General features: G+C 71.9%; 25 protein-coding genes. 9 read left to right on the forward strand and 16 right to left on the reverse strand.

Features of this window, described 5'->3' with window-relative positions:
- Window positions 1-158: 158 nt before the first annotated feature.
- The 3 genes from MKD51_RS00865 to MKD51_RS00875 form a co-directional block, all read right to left on the reverse strand.
- The gene (locus MKD51_RS00865; protein WP_346986678.1) at window positions 159-902 is read right to left on the reverse strand and encodes a response regulator transcription factor; all 744 of its coding nucleotides are present in this window, start codon (window positions 900-902) and stop codon (window positions 159-161) included.
- Entirely contained in the window at window positions 899-2,182 is a 1,284-nt protein-coding gene (locus MKD51_RS00870) for a histidine kinase (protein ID WP_240237109.1), read from the reverse strand. The genes MKD51_RS00865 and MKD51_RS00870 overlap by 4 nt, the downstream gene beginning before the upstream one ends.
- A gap of 170 nt (window positions 2,183-2,352) precedes the next feature.
- Window positions 2,353-2,973 carry a hypothetical protein gene (locus tag MKD51_RS00875; protein ID WP_240237111.1) on the reverse strand — a complete coding sequence of 207 codons (621 nt, stop codon included), beginning with the start codon at window positions 2,971-2,973 and terminating at the stop codon, window positions 2,353-2,355.
- Window positions 2,974-3,018: 45 nt separating this feature from the next.
- Here MKD51_RS00875 and MKD51_RS00880 point away from each other — a divergent pair, with 45 nt between their 5' ends.
- Window positions 3,019-3,708 (forward strand): hypothetical protein, encoded by a 690-nt coding sequence (locus MKD51_RS00880; protein WP_240237113.1) that lies wholly within the window; start codon window positions 3,019-3,021, stop codon window positions 3,706-3,708.
- 2 nt (window positions 3,709-3,710) lie between these two features.
- Entirely contained in the window at window positions 3,711-4,001 is a 291-nt protein-coding gene (locus MKD51_RS00885) for a transcriptional regulator (RefSeq protein WP_240237115.1), read from the forward strand.
- Between the two features lie 205 nt (window positions 4,002-4,206).
- On the opposite strand, the gene rocD is transcribed toward MKD51_RS00885, so the two are convergent.
- The gene (gene rocD, locus MKD51_RS00890; RefSeq protein ID WP_241428844.1) at window positions 4,207-5,523 is read right to left on the reverse strand and encodes an ornithine--oxo-acid transaminase; all 1,317 of its coding nucleotides are present in this window, start codon (window positions 5,521-5,523) and stop codon (window positions 4,207-4,209) included.
- Window positions 5,520-6,353: a dimethylargininase gene (ddaH, locus tag MKD51_RS00895; protein ID WP_240240786.1), complete on the reverse strand. Its 834-nt coding sequence runs from the start codon at window positions 6,351-6,353 to the stop codon at window positions 5,520-5,522. The genes rocD and ddaH overlap by 4 nt, the downstream gene beginning before the upstream one ends.
- Window positions 6,354-6,498: 145 nt before the next feature.
- On the opposite strand from ddaH, the gene MKD51_RS00900 reads away from it, so the two are divergent.
- The gene (locus MKD51_RS00900) at window positions 6,499-6,936 is read left to right on the forward strand and encodes an Lrp/AsnC family transcriptional regulator (RefSeq protein WP_240237117.1); all 438 of its coding nucleotides are present in this window, start codon (window positions 6,499-6,501) and stop codon (window positions 6,934-6,936) included.
- Between the two features lie 163 nt (window positions 6,937-7,099).
- On the opposite strand, the gene MKD51_RS00905 is transcribed toward MKD51_RS00900, so the two are convergent.
- The 7 genes from MKD51_RS00905 to MKD51_RS00935 all read right to left on the reverse strand — a co-directional run bounded on the left by MKD51_RS00905 (window position 7,100) and on the right by MKD51_RS00935 (window position 11,651).
- Complete coding sequence (locus MKD51_RS00905; protein WP_240237119.1) at window positions 7,100-7,954, reverse strand: hypothetical protein; 855 nt, start codon at window positions 7,952-7,954, stop codon at window positions 7,100-7,102.
- A 10-nt stretch (window positions 7,955-7,964) separates the two neighbouring features.
- The gene (locus tag MKD51_RS00910; protein WP_240237121.1) at window positions 7,965-8,552 is read right to left on the reverse strand and encodes a hypothetical protein; all 588 of its coding nucleotides are present in this window, start codon (window positions 8,550-8,552) and stop codon (window positions 7,965-7,967) included.
- The gene (locus tag MKD51_RS00915) at window positions 8,543-9,139 is read right to left on the reverse strand and encodes a hypothetical protein (RefSeq protein ID WP_240237123.1); all 597 of its coding nucleotides are present in this window, start codon (window positions 9,137-9,139) and stop codon (window positions 8,543-8,545) included. The genes MKD51_RS00910 and MKD51_RS00915 overlap by 10 nt, the downstream gene beginning before the upstream one ends.
- A gap of 31 nt (window positions 9,140-9,170) precedes the next feature.
- Window positions 9,171-9,617, reverse strand: a complete 447-nt coding sequence (locus MKD51_RS00920) for a hypothetical protein (protein WP_240237125.1) — start codon at window positions 9,615-9,617, stop codon at window positions 9,171-9,173.
- A 44-nt stretch (window positions 9,618-9,661) separates the two neighbouring features.
- Window positions 9,662-10,972 carry a hypothetical protein gene (locus tag MKD51_RS00925; RefSeq protein ID WP_240237126.1) on the reverse strand — a complete coding sequence of 437 codons (1,311 nt, stop codon included), beginning with the start codon at window positions 10,970-10,972 and terminating at the stop codon, window positions 9,662-9,664.
- Window positions 10,973-10,976: 4 nt separating this feature from the next.
- Entirely contained in the window at window positions 10,977-11,279 is a 303-nt protein-coding gene (locus MKD51_RS00930) for a hypothetical protein (protein WP_240237127.1), read from the reverse strand.
- A gap of 84 nt (window positions 11,280-11,363) precedes the next feature.
- Complete coding sequence (locus MKD51_RS00935; protein ID WP_083587280.1) at window positions 11,364-11,651, reverse strand: WXG100 family type VII secretion target; 288 nt, start codon at window positions 11,649-11,651, stop codon at window positions 11,364-11,366.
- Between the two features lie 159 nt (window positions 11,652-11,810).
- Here MKD51_RS00935 and MKD51_RS00940 point away from each other — a divergent pair, with 159 nt between their 5' ends.
- Window positions 11,811-12,224 (forward strand): NUDIX domain-containing protein, encoded by a 414-nt coding sequence (locus MKD51_RS00940; RefSeq protein ID WP_240237129.1) that lies wholly within the window; start codon window positions 11,811-11,813, stop codon window positions 12,222-12,224.
- A 278-nt stretch (window positions 12,225-12,502) separates the two neighbouring features.
- On the opposite strand, the gene MKD51_RS00945 is transcribed toward MKD51_RS00940, so the two are convergent.
- A complete protein-coding gene (locus MKD51_RS00945) occupies window positions 12,503-13,819 on the reverse strand; it encodes an FAD-dependent monooxygenase (protein WP_240237131.1) in 1,317 nt (438 codons plus the stop codon).
- A 43-nt stretch (window positions 13,820-13,862) separates the two neighbouring features.
- Window positions 13,863-14,213, reverse strand: coding sequence for a hypothetical protein (locus MKD51_RS00950; protein WP_240237133.1), 351 nt, complete (start codon window positions 14,211-14,213; stop codon window positions 13,863-13,865).
- 36 nt (window positions 14,214-14,249) lie between these two features.
- Here MKD51_RS00950 and MKD51_RS00955 point away from each other — a divergent pair, with 36 nt between their 5' ends.
- Both MKD51_RS00955 and MKD51_RS00960 read left to right on the forward strand, forming a co-directional pair.
- The gene (locus tag MKD51_RS00955) at window positions 14,250-14,747 is read left to right on the forward strand and encodes a carbonic anhydrase (RefSeq protein ID WP_240237135.1); all 498 of its coding nucleotides are present in this window, start codon (window positions 14,250-14,252) and stop codon (window positions 14,745-14,747) included.
- A 76-nt stretch (window positions 14,748-14,823) separates the two neighbouring features.
- The gene (locus tag MKD51_RS00960) at window positions 14,824-15,993 is read left to right on the forward strand and encodes an aminotransferase class I/II-fold pyridoxal phosphate-dependent enzyme (RefSeq protein ID WP_240237137.1); all 1,170 of its coding nucleotides are present in this window, start codon (window positions 14,824-14,826) and stop codon (window positions 15,991-15,993) included.
- A gap of 37 nt (window positions 15,994-16,030) precedes the next feature.
- Here MKD51_RS00960 and MKD51_RS00965 read toward each other — a convergent pair whose 3' ends face one another.
- Window positions 16,031-17,008: a nucleoside hydrolase gene (locus MKD51_RS00965; RefSeq protein WP_240237139.1), complete on the reverse strand. Its 978-nt coding sequence runs from the start codon at window positions 17,006-17,008 to the stop codon at window positions 16,031-16,033.
- A gap of 62 nt (window positions 17,009-17,070) precedes the next feature.
- Between MKD51_RS00965 and MKD51_RS00970 the strand changes: the two genes are divergently transcribed.
- From MKD51_RS00970 to MKD51_RS00980, 3 genes are all read left to right on the forward strand, one after another.
- On the forward strand, window positions 17,071-17,769 hold the full coding sequence (locus tag MKD51_RS00970; RefSeq protein ID WP_240237140.1) for a GNAT family N-acetyltransferase: 699 nt from the start codon (window positions 17,071-17,073) through the stop codon (window positions 17,767-17,769).
- 53 nt (window positions 17,770-17,822) lie between these two features.
- A complete protein-coding gene (locus tag MKD51_RS16265) occupies window positions 17,823-18,503 on the forward strand; it encodes an AraC family transcriptional regulator (RefSeq protein ID WP_240237142.1) in 681 nt (226 codons plus the stop codon).
- A gap of 64 nt (window positions 18,504-18,567) precedes the next feature.
- Complete coding sequence (locus MKD51_RS00980; RefSeq protein ID WP_240237144.1) at window positions 18,568-19,116, forward strand: VOC family protein; 549 nt, start codon at window positions 18,568-18,570, stop codon at window positions 19,114-19,116.
- A 49-nt stretch (window positions 19,117-19,165) separates the two neighbouring features.
- Here the strand turns inward: MKD51_RS00980 and MKD51_RS00985 are convergent, their stop codons facing one another.
- Window positions 19,166-19,543: a VOC family protein gene (locus MKD51_RS00985; RefSeq protein WP_240237146.1), complete on the reverse strand. Its 378-nt coding sequence runs from the start codon at window positions 19,541-19,543 to the stop codon at window positions 19,166-19,168.
- Window positions 19,544-19,600: the final 57 nt, after the last annotated feature.

Below are 19,600 nucleotides of genomic sequence, written 5' to 3' on the forward strand. Positions count from 1 at the left end.
GGCGGCTGGCATCGCCCGCGCGGGTGACCTGGTCGGCAGATGTACCGCTGAGCGCGGGCTCGCTTGCACTCTGCAGCCGAGGGCCCGCTCAGGTGCACATCTGCCGAGCCCGGCCCGCCCGGTCGCCCGCAGTGGCGACGCCGGGCTCGCCAGGCGACTCAGCGGCCGGCGACGCCGTGCTCGTACGCCCAGATGACCACATGGATGCGGTCGGGCAGCCCGAGCTTCGCGAGGATCGCCTTCACGTGCGTCTTGACCGTGTTCGTCGTCAGGTAGAGCCGGCGGCCGATCTCGTCATTCGAGGCACCGGCGGCGAGCTCGCGCACCACGTCGCGCTCGCGCGGGCTCAGCGGCGCGAGCGCCTCGTCGGCGTCGGCGACCGGCTGCTCGTGCACGTGCCGCAGCAGCGTGCGCGTCGCTCGTGGCGAGACCGCCGCATCGCCGGCCGCGACCGCGAGGATCGCGTCCACCAGCGCTGCGGGGCGCGCGTCCTTCGTCAGGAAGCCGCTCGCGCCCGCTCGCACGGCTGCCAGCACGTACTCGTCGAGGTCGAAGGTGGTCAGCACCAGCACCCTGACGCCCGTACGCATCCGCAGCACCTGCTCGGTGGCGGCGATGCCGTCGAGCACCGGCATGCGGATGTCCATCAGCACCACATCGACGAGCCCGCGCCGCACGGCCTCGACGGCCTGCGCTCCGTCGGATGCGGTGCCGGCGAGCTCGAGGCGCGCATCCGTCTCGATCACGGTCGCGAGGGCGTCGCGCATCAGCTCCTGGTCGTCGACGACCAACACGCGCACGCGCGCGGCGACGCCGCCCGTCATCGATCGATCGGCGGCGCCGGTCACGATGCCTCCTTCGGCGGCGTCGGTCTCGCCGCCTCGATCGGTGGCGCCAGTCACGGCGCCTCGATGGGCAGGGAGGCGCGCACGCTCCAGCCGCGGTCGCGCCAGATGGCGAGGTCTCCGCCTGCCTGGCGCAGCCGCTCGGCGAGCCCGATGAGACCGGTGCCGGCTCCCTCGCGCGTGCTCGCGCGCCCGCCGCCACCGTCGTCGAGCACCGTCACCACCACATCCGCCTCGCCCCACACGAGCTCGACGCGGATGCGCACGGGCGGGGCGACGTGCCGCACGGCGTTCGTGAGCGCCTCCTGCACCGCGCGGTAGAGCGCGAGCTCGGCGTCGGGCGGCAGCGGCCTGCGCTGCCCGCGCTCGGCGAAGGCGGTGTCGTGCTGCGGGCTCGCGGTGCCGGCGACGAGTGCGGCGAGCCCGGCGAGGCCCGGCGTCGGCTCGCGCTCGGCAGGCCCGCCGTCGTCGAGCAGCCGCACCATGCCGCGCAGCCCGTGCATCGCGTCGCGGCCGGTGCTGGCGACGCGCTCGATCGCCGCGATGCTGCGGGCAGGCTCCGTCTCGGCCAGCAGCCGCGCCGCCTCGGCCTGCGCGACCATCACCGTGAGCGAGTGCGAGACCACGTCGTGCAGGTCGCGGCCGATGCGCGTGCGCTCCGCGTCGATCGCGTGCCGCAGCCGCACGTCCTCCGCCTCGGCCGCCTGCTCGCGGCGGGCGCGGTCGAGCGCGCCGACGAGCCAGGCCGCGCTGACCATCGCCGCGAGGCCCAGCAGCTCGCCGAGCGACACGAGCGGATCGTCGCGACCGGCGCGCAGCAGGTGCACCGCGGTGATCAGCGCACTGCCGGCGAGGCCGACGGCCAGCGCGCCCCACCGCAAGAGCCTCCCCCAGCCGGCGGCCGCATTCGGAGACCCCGCGGCGTGCGCGATGAGCAGCAGGAACGCGAGCGACGACGGCAGCATCGCCGCCGCCACACCACCGGCGAGCGGCAGCAGGGCGAGGGCGAGCATCGCCGCGGTGCCCACCGCGAAGGCGGTGCGCGGCACGCGGTGGGCGGCGACGGATGCGGTGTGCAGCACCGCGAGCGCCACCAGCACGGCGGCCAGGATCGCCGGGCTCGGAGTGAGCCCCGCGGCTGGCTGCAGGAGCGCCACCACCGACACCGGCAGCATCGTGACGGCGACGAGCAGCGCGAGCACGAGGCCGAGCCTGCGGGGGCGCTCCGGCGGTCGGCGCTCGGCGGCCTGCATGCGCTCGCCGGTCGCCGGGCGCTCGCCGGCCGGCGCGCGCCCAGGCGCGGTGAGCGCGAGGCTGCGGGCGGCACGAGTGGGCATGCGCCCCAGCGTGGCACGGCCCGCTGGAGGCGGCATCACCCGATCGAGCGAGGCCGCAGCGGTCTCACGAGCGCGTGGTCACCTACGCCCGGCTCACCGGCGCGTGGTCGTCACGCCCAGCAGCTCACGCGCGCGTCGGCCGCGCGCGCACCGCCGTCACGCCCAGCAGCTCACGCGTGCGTCGGACGCGCGCGCACCGCCCAGACCGCGAGCGTCGTCAGCTGCGCCAGCCCGGCGACGATCGCGCCCAGCTCACCCCACGGCTCGCCGATGACGAGCGCGAGCACCACGCCGGCCACCCCCGCGACGGTCACCGTGAGCCCGAGCCGGGTGAGCATCCGCTCGCCGAACGCGAGCGCGAAGGGGATGAAGTGCAGGCCGACGCACACGGCGATCCACGAAGGCCCGGCCTGCGCGGCTCCCGCGCTCACCAGCAGCGCGCGGCCGAGCGCGATCGCGCCGAGCATCGCGGCGACCGAGCCCAGATAGAGCAGCCAGGCGAAGCGATGCGGCGTCGCTGGCGCGCCGAGCGCTCGGGGTGCAACGAGCAGGCACCAGACGCAGAGCGCCGCGAGCGCCACCGCCACGATGCGTGCGGCGAGCAGCCACGGCAGCGGCAGTGCGCCATCGCCGGAGGAGAAGACGAAGACGAGGCCGCCGATGACGGCGATCATCGAGCCGATGCGGCGGGGGTCGGCGCGGTGCCTGCCCGCTGCCATGCTGCGGCGCTGAGCCGCCGGCAGGCGCTGGAGCCATGCGGGCTCCTGGGCGGTCGTTCCGTCGGTGCTCATGCCCCGACCTTGACACAAACTACTTTGCGTTGCAAACTAACCTGCATGAGCACCAACCAGGATCGCACCACCTCCTCAGGCGACGGGCTCCCCGACGACGAGCAGCCCCTCGACCCGCGCGGCATGGCCGACCTCATGTCGGCGCAGCGCACCACCGTCCAGCGCTCGCAGGTCGGGGGCATCCGCATCATCCTCGGCGGCTGGGCACTCGCCTGGATCGTCGGCTTCCTCGCGCTCTGGAGCGGCGAGGGCGGCGGCAACCCCTTCTTCACCCTGCCGGGCGCGCTCGCGTGGTGGGTCTTCGCCGCAGCCATGGCCGCCGGCGTCGTCGTCTCCACCATCACGGGGGTGCGGATGGGTCGGGGCGTGCAGGGCAGGTCGACGACCGCCGGCAAGCTGTTCGGCCTGTCTGCCGCGGCTGCGTTCGTCGGCATGTGGCTGCTGCTGAGCGCCCTGCGCGTGCACGTCGAGATCGACGGGTCGACCGCGGCGCTGCTCTACGTTGGCGCCTTCGTCTTCGTGGTCGGCGTCGTCTACGCCACGGGTTCGGCGATGCACGGCTCGCACACGCAGTTCTTCTTCGGGCTCGCGATCATGGTGCTCGCGATCGGTGCGACGCTGCTCGGCGCACCGCACCACCTGCTGGCCTACGCGATCGTCGGCGGCGGGCTCATGCTTGCCTACACCTGGGTCATCGGCCGATCGATCGACGCCGAGCACCGGCGCGAGGCATGACGATGGCCGAGCTCGACCCCGTCATCCACGCCCCCAGTCGGCTGCGCATCGTGACGACGCTCAACGACCTGCTCGACGACGGCGACACCGTCACCTTCCCGCGGCTGCAGGAGCTGCTGGCGATGACCGCCGGCAACCTGACCACGCACCTCGCGAAGCTCGAGGCCGCCGGCTACGTGACGGTCGCGAAGGCGTTCGAGGGCAAGCGGCCCGTGACCTCGATCGGCATCACGCTCGAAGGCAGGGCGGCGTTCCGCGACTACCGCAGGGCGCTGCTGGAGCTGCTGGGCTGAGCGCCTCTGACCGCCTGCACCGCGGCCCGCGGCCCGCAGCGGCAGGTGGACCCTTTCCACCGACGTGGACCTGGTACACCGGGTCCACGTGGGTGGAACGGGTCCACGAGCGGATCCGCGGCGCGCCAACGCTACGCGCCGACCGCCTCTGGTCTCGCGACGCCGGCCGGAAGGGCCGGCTCCTCGACCCGCTCGGTGCTCGGCGCTACGCGCCGACCGCCTCGCGGAAGCTGCGCACCAGCATGTCGAGGTCGGCCTCGTCGATCACGATCGGCGGGGCGAGGCGCACCGTCTGGCCGTGCGTGTCCTTCGCCAGGATGCCGCGCTCCAGCAGTCGCAGGCAGACGTCGCGGGCGGTGCCCACGGCAGGATCGATGTCGATGCCGGCCCACAGCCCCACGCCGCGCACCGCGGTGACCCCGTTGCCGATGAGCGCGCGAAGGCCCTCGTGCAGGCGGGCGCCGAGCTCGCGGGCGCGAGCCTGCATCTCACCCTCCTCCAGCATCCGCACGACCTCGAGCCCGACGGCCGCCGCGAGCGGGTTGCCGCCGAAGGTCGAGCCGTGCGAGCCAGGCGTCAGCACGCCGAGCACGTCGGCGTTCGCGACCACGGCAGACACCGGCACGACGCCGCCGCCGAGCGCCTTGCCCAGCAGGTACATGTCGGGCACGACGCCCTCGTTGTCGCACTGGAAGGTGGCGCCCGTGCGGCCCAGGCCCGACTGGATCTCGTCGGCGATGAAGAGCACGTGCTCGCGCTCGGTCAGCTCGCGCACCGCCTGCAGGTAGCCGGCCGGCGGCACGTTGATGCCGGCCTCTCCCTGGATGGGCTCGAGCAGCACGGCGGCCGTGTTGGGCCCGATCGCGGCCTCGAGGGCAGCGATGTCGCCGTAGGGCACGCGCACGAAGCCCGGCGTGAAGGGCGCGTAGCCCTCGCGCGCATCCGGGTCGTCCGAGAACGAGACGATCGTCGTCGTGCGACCGTGGAAGTTGCCCTCCATCACGATGATCTCGGCCTTGCCCTCTGGCACGCCGCCCACCTGGTAGCCCCAGCGGCGGGCCACCTTGATGGCCGACTCGACCGCCTCGGCGCCGGTGTTCATCGGCAGCACCATGTCCTTCTTCGCGAGCGCCGCGAGCGCCTCCACGAAGGGACCGAGCGCCGCCGAGTGGAAGGCGCGGCTCGTGAGCGTGACCCGATCGAGCTGCGCGTGGGCCGCGTCGAGCAGGCGGCGGTTGCTGTGCCCGAAGTTGACCGCAGAGTAGGCAGCCAGGCAGTCGAGGTAGCGGCGGCCGTCGACGTCGGTCACCCACGCGCCCTCCGCCGTCTCCACCACCACCGGCAGCGGGTGATAGTTGTGCGCTGCGTGCGCCTCGACCTGCTCGATCGCAGCGGCGGTCGTCGCCGACACGCCCTCGTGCGCCGACGCATCCGTGGTCACATCGGTCCCCACATCGGTCTCGCTCTGGTTCATGCTCGCCTCCACGGTCGTCTCGGTGCCGGCGTCGGTGCGGTTCGTCATCGGCGCAGCTCCAGGGTGCAGCACTTGATGCCGCCGCCGCCCAGCAGCAGCTCAGACAGGTCGAGGCCGATCGTCTCGTAGCCGCGCGATCGCAGCTGGCGCTCGAAGCCGGTGGCGCGCTGCGCGATCACCATGGTGCGGCCGTCGCCGAAGGAGTTGAGGCCCAAGACGGATGCGTCGGCCTCGTCGACGAGGATGGCGTCGGGATAGCGGCGCGCGAGCTCGGCCTGACCCGCTTGGTCGAAGGCGGCGGGCATGTAGGCGATGCTCTCGTCGTCGAGGATCGCCATCGCGGTGTCGAGGTGGTAGAAGCGCGGGTCGACCAGGCGCAGGCTGACGACCTCGCGATCGAAGATGCCGCGCAGCTCGTCGTGCGACTCGAGGCTGGTGCGGAAGCCGTGGCCGGCCAGGATCGCGCCACGCGAGAGCAGCATGTCGCCCTCGCCCTCGTTGACATGCTCGGGCTCGTGCACCTCGAAGCCGTTCGCGCCGAACCACGCCATGTAGGCGGGTCCCTCGGGGATGCGCTCGTCGTAGGTGAACTTGGCGCCGTAGGCCTTGCCATCGAGCGTGAAGCCGCCGTTGGCCGCATAGACCATGTCGTCGAGGCCGTCGATCGGGTCGATCAGCTCGACGTCGTAGCCGAGCTCGACATAGGCGTCGTGCAGCGTCTGCCACTGCGCGATGGCGACGTCGGTGCGCGTCGGCTTCGTCGGATCCATCCACACGTTGATGGTGGAGGTGACGGTGAAGTGCTCTGGGCGGCACATCAGCACGGTCTGGTGCTGTGCGGTGCGGTTCGAATCGGTCGCTGTCACGGTGCTCGCCATGGTCTCAGTGTGGGCCGTGGTCTCGGGGCGCGCGGCGGTCGTCTCTTGCTGCATGCTTCGATGGTCGCAACGAATCGACGCAATTGCGCGGGCCGGAACGCGGATTTCTTGCAGATCGCTCGGGACTGACCGTAGATTCGTGCATATGGACCGCATCGACCACGGCATCATCGATCAGCTGCGCCTCAATGCCCGCGCGGGCTACGCCGACATCGGGGCGGAGGTCGGCCTGTCGGCCTCCGCGGTGAAGCGCCGCATCGATCGGCTCATCGCCGACGGCGTCATCCGCGGCTTCACCGTGCAGATCGACCCCAAGGTCGAGGGGCTCGCCACGGAGGCGTACGTCGAGCTGTTCTGCCGCGGCACCGTCTCTCCCTCCGACCTCAAGCGCATGCTCTCCGGCGTGCCCGAGGTGATCGAGGCGAGCACCGTCACCGGCACGGCCGACGCGATCGTCATGATGCGCGCGCGCGATGTGATCGCCTTCGAGGAGGCGCTCGAGAAGGTGCGCGCGGCCGCCTCGGTCGACCACACGACCTCGGCGATCCTGCTCTCGAAGCTCATCAGCCGGCACGCGGGGTAGCGGGCCGTCGCGACGCTGCGCTCCGCCGACTCACCCGTTCCACTGGGGCAGTTCCGCACGACTGGGACCCGCGTGCGAGCCCCAGTCGGGCGCAAGCGCCCCGGTCGGCGCAGGAGCGGGTCGCAGCCGTGATCGAACCTGCAGCTCGTCGCGGGGCGTCGACTCAGCGGGCGAGCAGCGCCGGCAGCGCAGTCTCGCCGTCGTAGGCGCTCCAGACCAGCCATCCCCAGGGGCCGAGCTCGCGAGCCTGCGCGAGCTGTTCGGCAGACACCTCGCCTTCCAGCCATGCGAGCTCGTCCGCCCATCGCTCGAGCACCGCCGCGTCGGCGGGCGCGCGCCGCAGCAGCCGCTTCGCCTCGCCGCGCAGCTCGACCGCAGCGCGGCGCCAGGCCTTGCCGGTCTCGGCAGCGGCCCGATCGGCACGCGAGCCGCGCGTTCGCGAGCGCGTCCGCAGCACGAGCACGGTGCTGCCCACGAGCGCACCGGCAGCGCCGACGGCCCACGCCGCCACGCCCATCGGTCCGCCCGCATCGGTGAGGACGTCGGCGCGGAACAGGCTGAACAGCAGAGCAGCCAGCACAATGACGCCGCTCATCGCCGCGAGCCCGACCGCCGTGGGGCTGCGGCCGCTGCGCGGCACGGTGGCGGCTGCGACCAGCAGCAGCACTGCGGCCGCGAAGATCGCCGGCGGCGTGATCATCATGGTCAGCTCGGGGTCCTGCGGATGTCGCGGCGGCAGCATCGGCGCGCTGCCCACGAACGACGCCGCGGTGCCGATCGAGAGCCCGATCCACCAGATGCGTGACCACGCGGTGGGCCTCGCCTTCCCGCTCGGCTCCCGCACGCGAGCGGAGGACGGCCGCGAACCGAGCTGAGACATCAGCGCACGACGCGCGAGGTGCAGACGACGAGCGTCGGCCATCCACTTCGCGTGCTCCGTGCCGATCGACCGGAGCGCCGCATCCGCGACCGCGACGACCCTGCAGTCCTCGCCGTGGAGACGCACGACCGCGCTCACGGTGCGGCGCTCACCGCCCGAGTCGGACGGATTCCGCCAGCTCGACGGCGGCGTCGAACAGTCGTGCGGCGATCCTGATGTCCATGTCGATGATCTCGATCACGACGATCATGTCCTCGATCTCTCCGAGCACCCGCAGCACCGCCGCGGCGCCGCCGTCGGCCGCGCCAGGGAGCGGCCAGAGCGCCGAGGTGCGGAACAGCCGCGCGTACACCGACGACTCGACCGCCTCGGCGCGCTGGAAGACGGCGCCCTCATAGCCGTCGGTCGCCCATTCCTCGAGCCGTTCAGACCAGCCCGGCTCGAGCGGCTCAGCGTAGGCATGCACGACGCGCGAGACATCAGGCACGACCGGCAGGTGCCAGAAACGTGCGATCGCGCCGGGCAGCGGCGGCTCGGTCGACGCGACGGTGAGAGCCGTATGCGCGAGATCCGCGCGCTGCAGATCGGAGAGACTCCAGTACGGCGCGAGCTCCGCCGTCACGTCCTCCGCCCACGAGCTCGCGGTCGGCCAGTCGCCCGCCGGGAACGCGAGCGGCACCGGCACCCAGCGGTCGACATCCGCGTCGAAGGCGGCCTCACCAGCACTCAGCTCCATCGGAACGTCTCCACGATCGCATCGGCCAGCTCGACCATGCCGGCGGTCGCCGGCTCGGTCACCTCCGTGCCCTGGTGCAGGATGCCGGCAGTCAGCAGCATGCCACGGCGCGGCTCCTCGCCCGGCTCCGGATAGACGTATGAGACCGTGCGGGTGAGGACACCCTCTCGGGTGCTCTCCGCGTCGCGCTCCTGCACCCATCGCAGCACCGTGCCGTGCGGCATCTCGATGCGCAGCACCTCGACGCCAGCGCGCTGACGCACGTCCTCTTCGAACGCGCGGCCGCCCTCGGTGTGCCAGCGCGAGGCGACGACCGACATCGGCATGCCGCTCTCGGTCGACGCCTCCTCGCCCGGCAGGTACATGGCGACCCCTCGGGTGCGGCGCAGGGCGGCGAACTGATCCTTGACCTTGCGCCGCAGCGCGGCATCGAGGTCGGGCCGCCCCGCCGCCTTCGAGCGCTCGGAAACGTCGCGCAGCATCGCAGCCTGGCCGCGATCGTCGACGGAGTAGTGCCGCCAGCCGGGCGGGAATGCGATCCGGAAGCCGCGCGGTGCGCCGCCGCCCAGCTCTTCGCGCAAGCTCATGCCGCCATCCTCTCGCACGCTGCGCATCCGCTCACGCCGTCCGGCTCGCGCGTCGTTCACGCACGAGTCTGACCGCGAATGCGGCGAGCGTGACCACAAGCGTCAGCGCCGCCAGCCAATGCCAGCCGAAGTGCGCATCCGGGCCGAACGCGGGGGCAGGCAGGCCGGTCGGATCGCTGTAGACCCGAGCGAGCCCGACCGGGATCACGCCGAGCACGATGATCGCGATCGCGATGTCGCTGACGATGACGGGCAGCTCCTGCGGCCGCGGCCGCTCGATCGCGGTGCCGACGGCACCGACCGCGCCGACGGCGGAGATCAGGATGGACACCCACGCCGGGATCGCGAGCACCGGCCACGCCACGAGCGGATCCCAATCCGGCCACTCGTCTTCAAGGAACTGGCCGCCGGCGATGAGCCCCATGGCGAACACCCAGACGAGCTGCGCGGCCCCGACCATCGCTGCGGCGCGGAACACCGTGCGCCAGAGTGTGCGAGGACCGGGACGCTGGGGCGCGATGCTCACAGGTTGGGCACGAGGGGCGACGACTTCGGGATGAGGCCGAGCTTGTCCCCCACGTCTGCTGCGGTTCCTGCGCCCCAGAGCGTGGTCTGGGCGATCTGCGAGCCGACACCGGGGGTCACCCTGGCGATCATGTCGTCGATGTGGGTCACCACAGCAGGATACTGGCCGAGATTGCCCCTCGCCGTGTTGAGGAAGGTCAGCGTGCGACCGGTGTCGGCGCCACCGAAGCGGATCGAGTTGCCGGCCGTGCCGAAGAAGCCCTGCGACCCCACCCAGCCCGGCTTGGGCGTCGCTCCGCGGGCCTGCGACCAGGAGCTGATCCGGTTCGACAGCGGCCGGTGCCAGGTGAACGGGTTCAGCGTCGGCCCGCGCATCGTGCCCCGGATCGCGGTGCTGGCCGTCGAGCGCGTGGTGCTGATGGCAGCGCTCAGCGTGGGCGCGCCCTTGCTCGCGACGCGCGCGATCGCACCGCCGGCGCCGAGCGTGACCACCGAGAAGATCGCGAGCCCGAGGTCCATCAGCGTGGTCCTGCCCGTCGAGTACTGCGCGATCTTGCCCGCGAGGATCACGAGCGAGCCGATGATGACGAGCGCCATGATCAGCGCGCCGATCGGGCCGGAGACAAACAGCGCGACGACGGCGAGCACGGTCACGATCCAGCCGAGGATGTCGAGGAAGTCGGCAAGCCCCTCCCAGAATCCGTCGTTGTTGTCGGCCGCGTCGATCGCGCCGTCGACGCCGGCGACGGCTTCGTCATAGGCGTTCGACCAGGTCGTGAACGTGGTCTCGAACGCCTGCCACTTGCGATCCCGCAATGCCTTCGCCGAGCTCTCTGCGGACTCCGCCTCAGACACAGCGGTCGCTGCCGCGGTCGTCTGCTCGTCGGTCGGGTCCTCCTCCCACAGCCACACGCGGTTGAGGTCGCCCTGATCGTCGCGCGCGTTCTCTGCGGCCTCCACGGCGTCCTGGTACTCGCGCTCTGCAGTCTCGATCGACGCCTTGTTGTCATCGATCCACGTCTTCGCCGACCGCAGGGCGGGCGCGTAGATCTCGAGCGTCTCGCCGGTGCCTCGATAGCGCTTCGCGGCCTTGTCGACCTCGGGCTTCGCCTTCCTGGCGGCCTCGGCGAGCGCATCCGTACCCTTGGACTTGTGGATGCTGGAGTCGCCGATGGCCGCGAGCTCCGTCGAGAGCGCGTCGAGGCCGGCGGCGAGCGTGATGAAGCTCGCGGCGTCCTCCGCGATCTTGTCGGGGTTGCCCTCGAGCTCGCGGAGCTCGTAGTCCTTCTCGGGGGATCGATACGTCATCGGGTCAGCCTTCCTCGCGTGCCGAGAGCTCGGTGGCCGTCTCGGTATCCCATCGCTCCCACTCCGTGATGATCTTGTCGATGCCCGTGTGGATCTCATCGAGCACCTTGGTGAGGTCTTCGCGGCGGTCGTTCCAGTCAGACTCGAAGTCGCCGACCTTGTCGCGCAGCTCGTCGCGGTCGTCAGGCTTCGCGACAGCGCGCTCCAGGTCATTGTTGAACGAGCTCGCGGCCTTGAATCCGTCGGTCGCGCTCTTGAGGCTCGTGCGAGCGGCCGTCAGCCTCTGCAGGTCGAGCATGATGTCCACTGCGTGACTTCCTAACTTCGGTGCGGAGATGGCAGAGCGAATGGCGGGCGCTCAGCGCCCGCCATTCGCTCGATCGTCAGCTGATCAGCTGCCGGCGAGCTGCTCGTCGAGCGACTGGATGGCCTGCATCATGCCGCGCAGCGCCTCACCCATGTCAGAGATGCCCTCGATCGCCTGGTCAAGACCAGTCGTGAGCTCCTCATAGCCCTCACCGAACTTGCCAGACGCGTGCTGCGTCTTGAAGTCCTCACCCAGCAGCGTGTCGACCTGGCTCTTCAGGTCCTTGAGCACACCCGAGATGTCCTCCTTGCCCGTGTCGAGCTTGCCCGCCACAGACTCCATCTCAGAATAAGAAGCTCCGAAGTCGCTCATGCGATCTCTCCCTTGGTCAAATCCTCAGTGAGCGATGCCGCACCACTGTCATCAGCGTAAGGCGGCTCCACTGAGCGCGCGATGGGGAGAACTGCCCCGCCCGCGCGACGTGCTGCGCGGAGCGGCACTGCTTGGGCAGCCGACGCCTAGCCTGGAGGCATGGACGTCATCACCGTGTCGGCGATCTGCTTCGAGCGTGAGGACGGCGCCGTGCTGACGGTCCGCAAGCGCGGCACGACGGCGTGGATGCTGCCGGGGGGCAAGCCCGAGGGCGGCGAGACGGCGGCGGAGTGCGCCGTGCGCGAGGTGCACGAGGAGCTGGGCGTCGAGATCGCGCTCGACCGGATCGAGCCGATGGGCGACTTCTCCACGCGCGCCGCGAACGAGGCCGGCTTCGCCCTGCGCGCCAGCGTGTTCCGCACGCGCGACGCTATCGAGCCACGGGCACTGGCCGAGATCGAGGCGGTGCGCTGGATCGACCCCGCCGTGGGCATCGACGACGCGGCGGAGGCGCCGCTGAATCGCGAGCTGGTGTTCCCGCTCCTGCTGGCCGAACGGGCTCGCCGGGCCTAGAGACGCGAAGGGGGCTCGACCAGACGGTCGAGCCCACCTTGCAAGTAGGACAGCACCGAAGTGCCGCGCATGTGTCCCGTCCATGGAGCGGGACTCCCTCTGCATCCCTCCGCCGAAGCGTCGGAACCCTGTCAAACGCCCGATTCCCCTTGCGGGGCCCCAGCCGGGCTTGTCCATGACGGTACGCCGACAATCTAGGTGCCGTCGATGGGGAGAACTCCCCATCTGCTGACAGCATCTGTCCCCCAGTCGGGGCAGACCCATCCGCCCCGCGTGGCTCAGCTGGTGTGACGGGGCGAGCGCCAGGCGAGCATCCAGTCGCCCGCGATCTCGCTGGCGAGCGCCGGCGTCAGGTTGAGCAGGCCGTTGCGCGCCGCGACGAGCAGCGGGCTGCGCATGCGCGTGTTGGTGCGGGCGAGCCGCTCCGAGATGCGCTGGAAGCGCTGCGTGCGGCCGATGCGCTCACGGTCGTACTCGACGAGCGCCTGCTCGAGCGAGTGGTCCTCGAGCAGGATGCCCAGCGTCGCGGCATCCTCGAAGGTGCTGTTGCCTCCCTGGCCGAACGTGGGGAGCATGGCGTGCGCGGCGTCGCCGATGAGCACGACGCCGGGGCGGTGGTAGGAGCGCAGGCGGGTCGCGAGCGACCAGAGGTCGCGGCGGACGATGCCCTGCAGCGGGGTCGCGGCGATGTGGTCGCGCACCTCGGGCGCCCAGTCGTCGAACTGCTCGACCGCCGCCTGGATCTCGTCGTCGGCACGTCGACCCATGCGGGCGAAGGCCATCCCCCACCAGTAGATGCGGCCGCCGTCGATGGGCTCCATGCCGAACTCGGCGCCGCGACCGAGGTACATGCGCGGGCCGGCGGGCGAATCTGCCTCTGCCTGCACGACGCCGAACCACGTGGTGGCGCCCGAGTAGTCGGTGCGGGCCTTGGGCCAGAGCGCCCCGCGGACCGCCGAGTCGATGCCGTCGGCGCCGACGATCAGGTCGGCCTCGATGGTCTCGAAGCGGGCGGCCTCGACGGCGCGCACCTGCTGCTTCGAGGCGCGTGCCTCGGCCTTGCTGTCGATGGGGTCGTCGCCGGGCTCGAGCACGCGGTGCAGGCGGCGACCGAGCTTCGTGCCGCGGCCGCGATCCTTGCGGCGCTCGCGCTCGGAGCGGGCATCGGATGAGTCGGGGTCGGCGGCGCCGTGCTCGATCGTGACGCTCGGGCGGCCGTCGGTGGCGTCGGAGGCGCTCACGACGCGCATGCCGGTCTCGACCTCGCGGTCGCCCTGCAGGATCTCGAGCAACGTGGCGCGGTGGATGGCGTGGACGGCGCTGGAGTCGGCACGGATGCCCTGCTGCAGCGGCGTTCCCTGATCGGTGAAGATGCCCTCCGGCAGCGCCCGCACGGCGGCGGCGCGCACCGCATCGCCCACGCCGAGCTCGTCGAGGGCGGCGACGCCGTTCTCGGTGATGGTGATGCCGGCGCCCAGCGCACGCACCTGCGGTGCCGCCTCGAGCACGCGCACCTGCCAGCCTGCGGCCTCGAGCCCGCGAGCGGCGGCGAGCCCGCCGAGTCCTGCTCCGACGATGATGGCGGTCTGCGTCATGCCCCGAGGGTAACGGTGGCGCCTTGGAGCGCACACCCCGCCGTCAGTCGGCAGCGGGGGCGTCGGCCTCGCCGGCGCGCTGCGAGACCCGCCGGTCCCACACCAGCCACTTGTCGTCGATCGCCTGCTCGATGTCGACCCCAGTGGCCTCGGCCAGCGCCAGGATCATGCCCAGCGCATCCGCCAGCTCGAGCGCGAAGCGGCGCTCGATCTCCTCGGGGGTGTGGCCCTTGTCGCGCTGCCTGCCGGTCTTGGCGAGGTAGGCCTGCACGAGCTCGCCGACCTCCTCCTGCAGCTTCAGCACCAGCCAGTCGGCGTCGCGCTCGAAGCCGTAGATCTCGGCGTAGCGGCGCGAGATCGCATCGATCTGCTGGGCGGTGGCGCGGATCTCCATGCCGCCCATGCTGGCAGAGCGACGTAGATTTGAGGCATGGACACCGCCTTCGACGACCTGCTCGCGCACAACCGTGACTTCGCCGCCTCGTTCGACCTGCAGGGCTTCGACGGCGTCGCACGCGCGGGCGTCGCGATGGTGACGTGCATGGATTCGCGGCTCGACCCCCTTGGCATGATCGGCCTGGCCCCCGGCGACGCGAAGATCCTGCGCAATCCCGGCGGCCGCGTCACCGACCGCGTGCTCGTCGCGCTCGTGCTGGGTGCGCACCTGCTGGGCGTCGACCGGGTGCTCGTCGTCGAGCACACGCGCTGCGCCATGGCCTCGAAGTCGGAGCACGAGCTGCTCGCCGACATCTCGCGCTCGCACGGGGCGGATGCGTCGTGGCTCGACCTGGGCGCGATCGACAACCAGCGGGTCGCCCTGGCGGAGGACGTGCAGCGCGTGCTCTCGCACCCCCTGATCGGCGAGCGGGTGAGCGTCGGCGGCTTCCTCTACGACGTCGACACTGGCGTCATGCAGCAGGTCGCCTGACCGCCGCCCGCCCACCTGCGGCTGTGCCGCATCCGACCCCCTCGCCATCCGCGACCGCGGCGGGCAGGATGAAGGCATGGCGAATCCCTTCGAGCGCGTGCCCCTGGCCGACCTGCGGCAGCGCACCAGCATCAAGTGGCGGTTCTTCGAGCCCGACGTGCTGCCGATGTGGGTGGCAGAGATGGATGTGGTGCCTGCCGAGGCCGTGACGCGTGCCGTCACCGACGCGATGACGCGCGGCGACACGGGCTACCCCCACGGCGATGCGTACGCGGAGGCCTTCGCGCGCTTCGCCGAGGCGCGCTGGGGCGCGCAGGTCGACGTGCCGCGCACCGCCCTGGTGAGCGACGTGATGATGGGCGCCTTCGAGCTCATCCGCCTGCTCACGCCGCCGAGCGGCTCGGTGATCGTGACGAGCCCGGTCTACCCGCCGTTCCACGCGTATTCGCGGCATGCGGAGCGCAAGGTCGTGGAGGCAGCGCTGGGCGCCGACCTGCGGCTCGACCTCGCCGCCGTCGAGGAAGCCTGCGCGCGGGTCGGTGACGCCGGCGCCGTGCTGCTGCTCTGCAACCCGCACAACCCGACCGGCACGGTGCACACGCGCGCCGAGCTGGAGGCGGTCGCGCAGCTCGCCGCCCGCTTCAACGTGCGCGTGATCTCGGACGAGGTGCACGCGCCGCTGATCTTCGATGCCGAGTTCACGCCCTACTGGACGGTCGATCCGCGCGGCTTCTCGCTCGCGAGCGCGTCGAAGGCATGGAACCTCGCGGGCCTGCGCACCGCCCTGATCGTCGGCGGCAGCGAGGCCGGCGAGGATCTCGGCCGCATCGCGGAGGTCGTCAGCCACGGCCCTTCGCACATCGCGTCGATCGCGCACGTCGCCGCCTTCGACGACGGCCGCGAGTGGCTCGACGAGGTGCTGCAGGGTCTGCGGGACAACCGCGCGCTGCTCGCCAGCATGCTCGCCGAGCACGCGCCGCGCATCCGCTGGCAGCCGGGCGAGGCGACCTTCCTCGCCTGGCTCGACTGTCGCGACACCCGCGTCGCCGATCCCGGCTCGCGCGCCGACGCCGGCTACATCGGTCTCTCGACCGGCCCCTCGAAGGCGTTCCTCGAGCGGGCGCGCGTCGGGCTCAACGCGGGCGAGGCCTTCGGCACCGGCGGCGAGAACCACGTGCGCTTCAACCTCGGCACCCGGCCAGACGTCATCGAGGATGCGGTGCGGCGGATGGGCACGGTCGCCTGAGCGAGACGGCGGAGGGCGAGCGGCACAGGAGCAGCCGCTACGCGGTTGCGAGCAGCTCGATCATGCGCTCCTCGAAGCCGGGCTCGACCTCCATCACGACCCGGTGGCGTGCGCCGTCGCGCTCGGGCCACTGCCCCCACTCGCCCTCGAGGGTCGTGACCGTGCGGCCGCGCGCCGGGCCGTCGGAGCAGTCGACCGTCACATCGACGATCGGCGAGAACGTGGTCTTGACGAGCCCGGTCGCCACGGCGAGCGCGAGCGCGTCGTGGTTGCCGGAGGCGCGCTCCCCCGAGAAGCTCTCGTAGTAGGCCAGGTAGTAGTCGAGGATCGCCGACGAGAACCGACCGATCGCTCCGCCTGCCGCCAGTCGGGCACGATGCTCGTCGGTGATGAGCGAGGTCATCGTCACGTCGAGCCCCACCATCGTGAGCTCCCACGGGGCGTCGAAGACGACCTGGGCGGCCTCAGGGTCGTGCCAGATGTTGGCCTCCGCCGTCTCGCTGACGTTGCCGGGTGCGAGCGCTGCGCCGCCCATGATCGTGACCTGGCGGATGCGCTCCGGCAGCGTCGGGTCGGCGTCCAGCGCCGCTGCGAGGTTGGTGAGCGGGCCGACCGCGACGATCTCGAGCGAGCCTGCGTGCGCGTGGCTGAGGCGCAGCATCATCTCGACCGCAGTCTCGTCAGCGGCTCCGTCGCGGGACAGCACCGGCGCGTGTGCCCGATCTGCGCATCCGCCCAGCCCGTCTGCACCGTGCACCTCCGGCGAGAAGACCGCGCGCGAGCCGTCGCGGGGGCCGGCCGCGCCGAGCGCGATGGGCACGTCGCCGTGGCCCGCCAGCTGCAGCACCTCTGAGGTGTTGCGGGCGCCCTGCTCGACATCGACGTTGCCCCACACGATGGTGCAGCCGACGAGGTCGATCTCGTTCGAGAGCGCGGCGGTGAAGAGGGCGAGAGCGTCGTCGATGCCCGTGTCGACGTCGAGGAGCACGGTCGTCAGGGAGGATGTGGTGGTCACGGATCGAGCCTAGGGCTGGCGTGGCAGCCCGGCGCGCAGTGGGAGGGGACGACACTGGGGGCATGTTCGGCGATCCCGATCTGCCGCAGCGCGAGGGCGCGCGCCTGCGCTCCGCGTGGGCCGAGGCGCTCGGTGCGACACCGTCGGCGCTGGAGGGCACGGGCATCACGCGCGTCGAGCGGGCCGACCTCGGAGCCGTGATCGTGCTGGTGCTGGGAGCGGCGACGGTCGTCGCGGCTCCGCCGAGTGCCAAGCGCGCGATCGCGGCGCTGCCGCTGGCGGCGCTGCACGACGTCGAGGCGATCGCGGCTGCGCTGCCCGGCTCGCGCGCGATCGGCACCGCACACCTGCTGTTCACGGGGACGCGCCCCGCGCATCCGGCGCACGCCGTCGTGCCCGCCACGTCACTCGACGTCGCCGCGGTGGGAGCTGCGATGGACGAGGACGAGTGGGCGGAGGCGGGCGTGCAGGGGATGGAGCGCCGCTGGGCCGTGCACGATGAGCAGCATGCGGCGGCCGTCGCCGGCTACCAGCGCTGGCATGGCACGATCGCGCACGTCGGCGTCGCAGCGGTGCCGGAGCACCGTAGGCGGGGCTACGCCTCCTCCGCCGCAGCCGGTGCCGTGAGCGCCGCGATCGACGCCGGCTTCGTCGCGCAGTGGCGCTGCCGTGTGGGCAACGAGGCGTCGCTGCGGCTGGCCGACCGGCTTGGGTTCACTCGCCTCGGAACGCAATCAGCGGTGGTGCTGCACGACGGCTGACGCAGATGCAGCCACAGCGATCGCGCGTCAGAGGGCAGGCATAGCCTGTCGCCGTGTGGGAGAGCCGGGACGGTCGAGGGGCGGCGGTCCGCACGGTCTGGCGCGCGCGGGTTGAGGAGTCGAGCACGTATGTGGTGGCCGGCTCGGAGCATTGGGGCATCTCGTTCGTACGCCGCGCGGGTGCGCTCAGCGCGGAGCTCGACGGCCCGCGGCTCGACGCGCGCTCGGTCGTGAGCGTCGAGGGCGAGGAGTACTGGGGCGTCGAGCTTGCGCCCTTCGTCGTGGTGCCCGGCGCCTCGAAGCAGACGATGCTGGGCGAGACGCAGCCGTTGCGGGTCGCCGCCGGGCGCGTGCGGGTCGGCGAGCGTGCGGTGCTCGTGCCGGCCTTCGACGAGCTGGAGGACTGGGTGCAGGGGCTCGTCGACTCGGAAGCGCTGCGCATCGACGACGACATCCGTGCGGCGCTCTCCGACGGTGTGCGCGTCGGCGCTTCTGGCCGCACCTGGCAGCGCAGGTTCCGTAGCAGCGTGGGACTCACCGGCAAGCAGGTCGAGCAGGTGCGGCGGGCAGAGCAGGCCTACGCGCTGCTGCAGGCCGGCAGCACCCCCGCCGAGGCTGCGGCCGCCTGCGGCTTCGCCGACCAATCGCACCTCACGCGCAGCCTGCGACTGATCCGCGGGCGCACGCCCGCATCGATCCTGGCGGCGGCTCGGGTGCGGCCGGCGCGAGACTGACGCTTTTCTTCAAGACGGACGCGGATGCCCGCTGGTGGACTGGTCCCGACCAAAGGAGCCCACCATGCCGATCCCCCCTGGATTCTCGACCATCAACCCGTTCATCGTCACCGACGGCGCAGCGCAGCTGATCGTCTTCCTGACCGGCGTCTTCGACGGCGTCGAGCACCCCGACGCCAGGACGATCGACCAGGACGGGCTGCTGCTGCAGGCAGAGCTGCAGATCGGCGGCACGACCGTGCAGCTCGCCGAGCGCAAGCCCGACTGGCCCTTCACGCCGTCGCTGTTGCAGGTCTACGTCGACGACGTCGCGGCAACCCTCGAACGCGCCGCCTCGGCGGGCGCGACCGTCGTGACGACGCCGACCGAGTTCTTCGGCTCGCAGCTGGCGCGATTCCTCGACCCGGCCGGCAACCTCTGGTGGCTCTTCAGCATTCCGAGCGACGACGCCGGCTCGTGGGGCGAGGGCGACGCCGCTGATGGCGACGCCGACTGGGCAGACGGCCAGGGCGACGAGCAGTGGGAGGTCACGCCGGAGCTGGGCTACATCCACGACACCCTGGTGAGCGCGCTGGCGGGTCTGCGAGACCCACGGCAAGCGGGCGCTGCCTGAGCCGCTGCGGCGCCGCAGGCGGCAGAGCGTGTCGAAGGCGTGGCCTGCCCTACGTGAGCTCGCTCGGCTTGACGAGGCAGAACGGATGCCCGGCCGGGTCGAGGAAGACGCGGAACGACTGGCCGGGCTGGTGCTGGTGCTTCGTCGCGCCGAGCTCGAGCACCGCCTCCTCAGCCTTGTCGAGGTCGTCGACGTCGACGTCGATGTGCAGCTGCTGCGGCACCGTCTGGCCGGGCCAGTCGGGGGCACGGTAGTCGTCGTCGACGCGCTGGAAGCTGAGCTCTCGGCCACCGCCGTCGCCGATCGTCGCCCAGCCCTCGTCGGAGCCGGGGTCGACCTTCCAGTCGAGCAGCGAGGCGTAGAACTGCGCGAGGGCCTGCGGATCTGGGCAGTCGATCACGGTCATGGGGTTGCGTGCAATAGCCATGGCCCGCACGCTACGCGAGCCCGCCGACCGACGGAACCCCACACATCCGCCCGTCTC

Origin of the sequence: Agrococcus sp. ARC_14, assembly GCF_022436485.1 — a bacterium.
Lineage (GTDB): Bacteria > Actinomycetota > Actinomycetes > Actinomycetales > Microbacteriaceae > Agrococcus.

Excerpts from the sequence above, each read along its gene's own strand:
- MKD51_RS00870 (WP_240237109.1), bottom strand. The coding sequence starts at position 2,182 with ATGCCCACTCGTGCCGCCCGCAGCCTCGCGCTCACCGCGCCTGGGCGC.
- MKD51_RS00875 (WP_240237111.1), bottom strand. The coding sequence starts at position 2,973 with ATGAGCACCGACGGAACGACCGCCCAGGAGCCCGCATGGCTCCAGCGC.
- MKD51_RS00880 (WP_240237113.1), top strand. The coding sequence starts at position 3,019 with ATGAGCACCAACCAGGATCGCACCACCTCCTCAGGCGACGGGCTCCCC.
- MKD51_RS00885 (WP_240237115.1), top strand. The coding sequence starts at position 3,711 with ATGGCCGAGCTCGACCCCGTCATCCACGCCCCCAGTCGGCTGCGCATC.
- rocD (WP_241428844.1), bottom strand. The coding sequence starts at position 5,523 with ATGACGAACCGCACCGACGCCGGCACCGAGACGACCGTGGAGGCGAGC.
- ddaH (WP_240240786.1), bottom strand. The coding sequence starts at position 6,353 with ATGGCGAGCACCGTGACAGCGACCGATTCGAACCGCACCGCACAGCAC.
- MKD51_RS00900 (WP_240237117.1), top strand. The coding sequence starts at position 6,499 with ATGGACCGCATCGACCACGGCATCATCGATCAGCTGCGCCTCAATGCC.
- MKD51_RS00910 (WP_240237121.1), bottom strand. The coding sequence starts at position 8,552 with ATGGAGCTGAGTGCTGGTGAGGCCGCCTTCGACGCGGATGTCGACCGC.
- MKD51_RS00915 (WP_240237123.1), bottom strand. The coding sequence starts at position 9,139 with ATGAGCTTGCGCGAAGAGCTGGGCGGCGGCGCACCGCGCGGCTTCCGG.
- MKD51_RS00925 (WP_240237126.1), bottom strand. The coding sequence starts at position 10,972 with ATGACGTATCGATCCCCCGAGAAGGACTACGAGCTCCGCGAGCTCGAG.
- MKD51_RS00935 (WP_083587280.1), bottom strand. The coding sequence starts at position 11,651 with ATGAGCGACTTCGGAGCTTCTTATTCTGAGATGGAGTCTGTGGCGGGC.
- MKD51_RS00940 (WP_240237129.1), top strand. The coding sequence starts at position 11,811 with ATGGACGTCATCACCGTGTCGGCGATCTGCTTCGAGCGTGAGGACGGC.
- MKD51_RS00945 (WP_240237131.1), bottom strand. The coding sequence starts at position 13,819 with ATGACGCAGACCGCCATCATCGTCGGAGCAGGACTCGGCGGGCTCGCC.
- MKD51_RS00950 (WP_240237133.1), bottom strand. The coding sequence starts at position 14,213 with ATGGAGATCCGCGCCACCGCCCAGCAGATCGATGCGATCTCGCGCCGC.
- MKD51_RS00955 (WP_240237135.1), top strand. The coding sequence starts at position 14,250 with ATGGACACCGCCTTCGACGACCTGCTCGCGCACAACCGTGACTTCGCC.
- MKD51_RS00960 (WP_240237137.1), top strand. The coding sequence starts at position 14,824 with ATGGCGAATCCCTTCGAGCGCGTGCCCCTGGCCGACCTGCGGCAGCGC.
- MKD51_RS00970 (WP_240237140.1), top strand. The coding sequence starts at position 17,071 with ATGTTCGGCGATCCCGATCTGCCGCAGCGCGAGGGCGCGCGCCTGCGC.
- MKD51_RS00980 (WP_240237144.1), top strand. The coding sequence starts at position 18,568 with ATGCCGATCCCCCCTGGATTCTCGACCATCAACCCGTTCATCGTCACC.
- MKD51_RS00985 (WP_240237146.1), bottom strand. The coding sequence starts at position 19,543 with ATGGCTATTGCACGCAACCCCATGACCGTGATCGACTGCCCAGATCCG.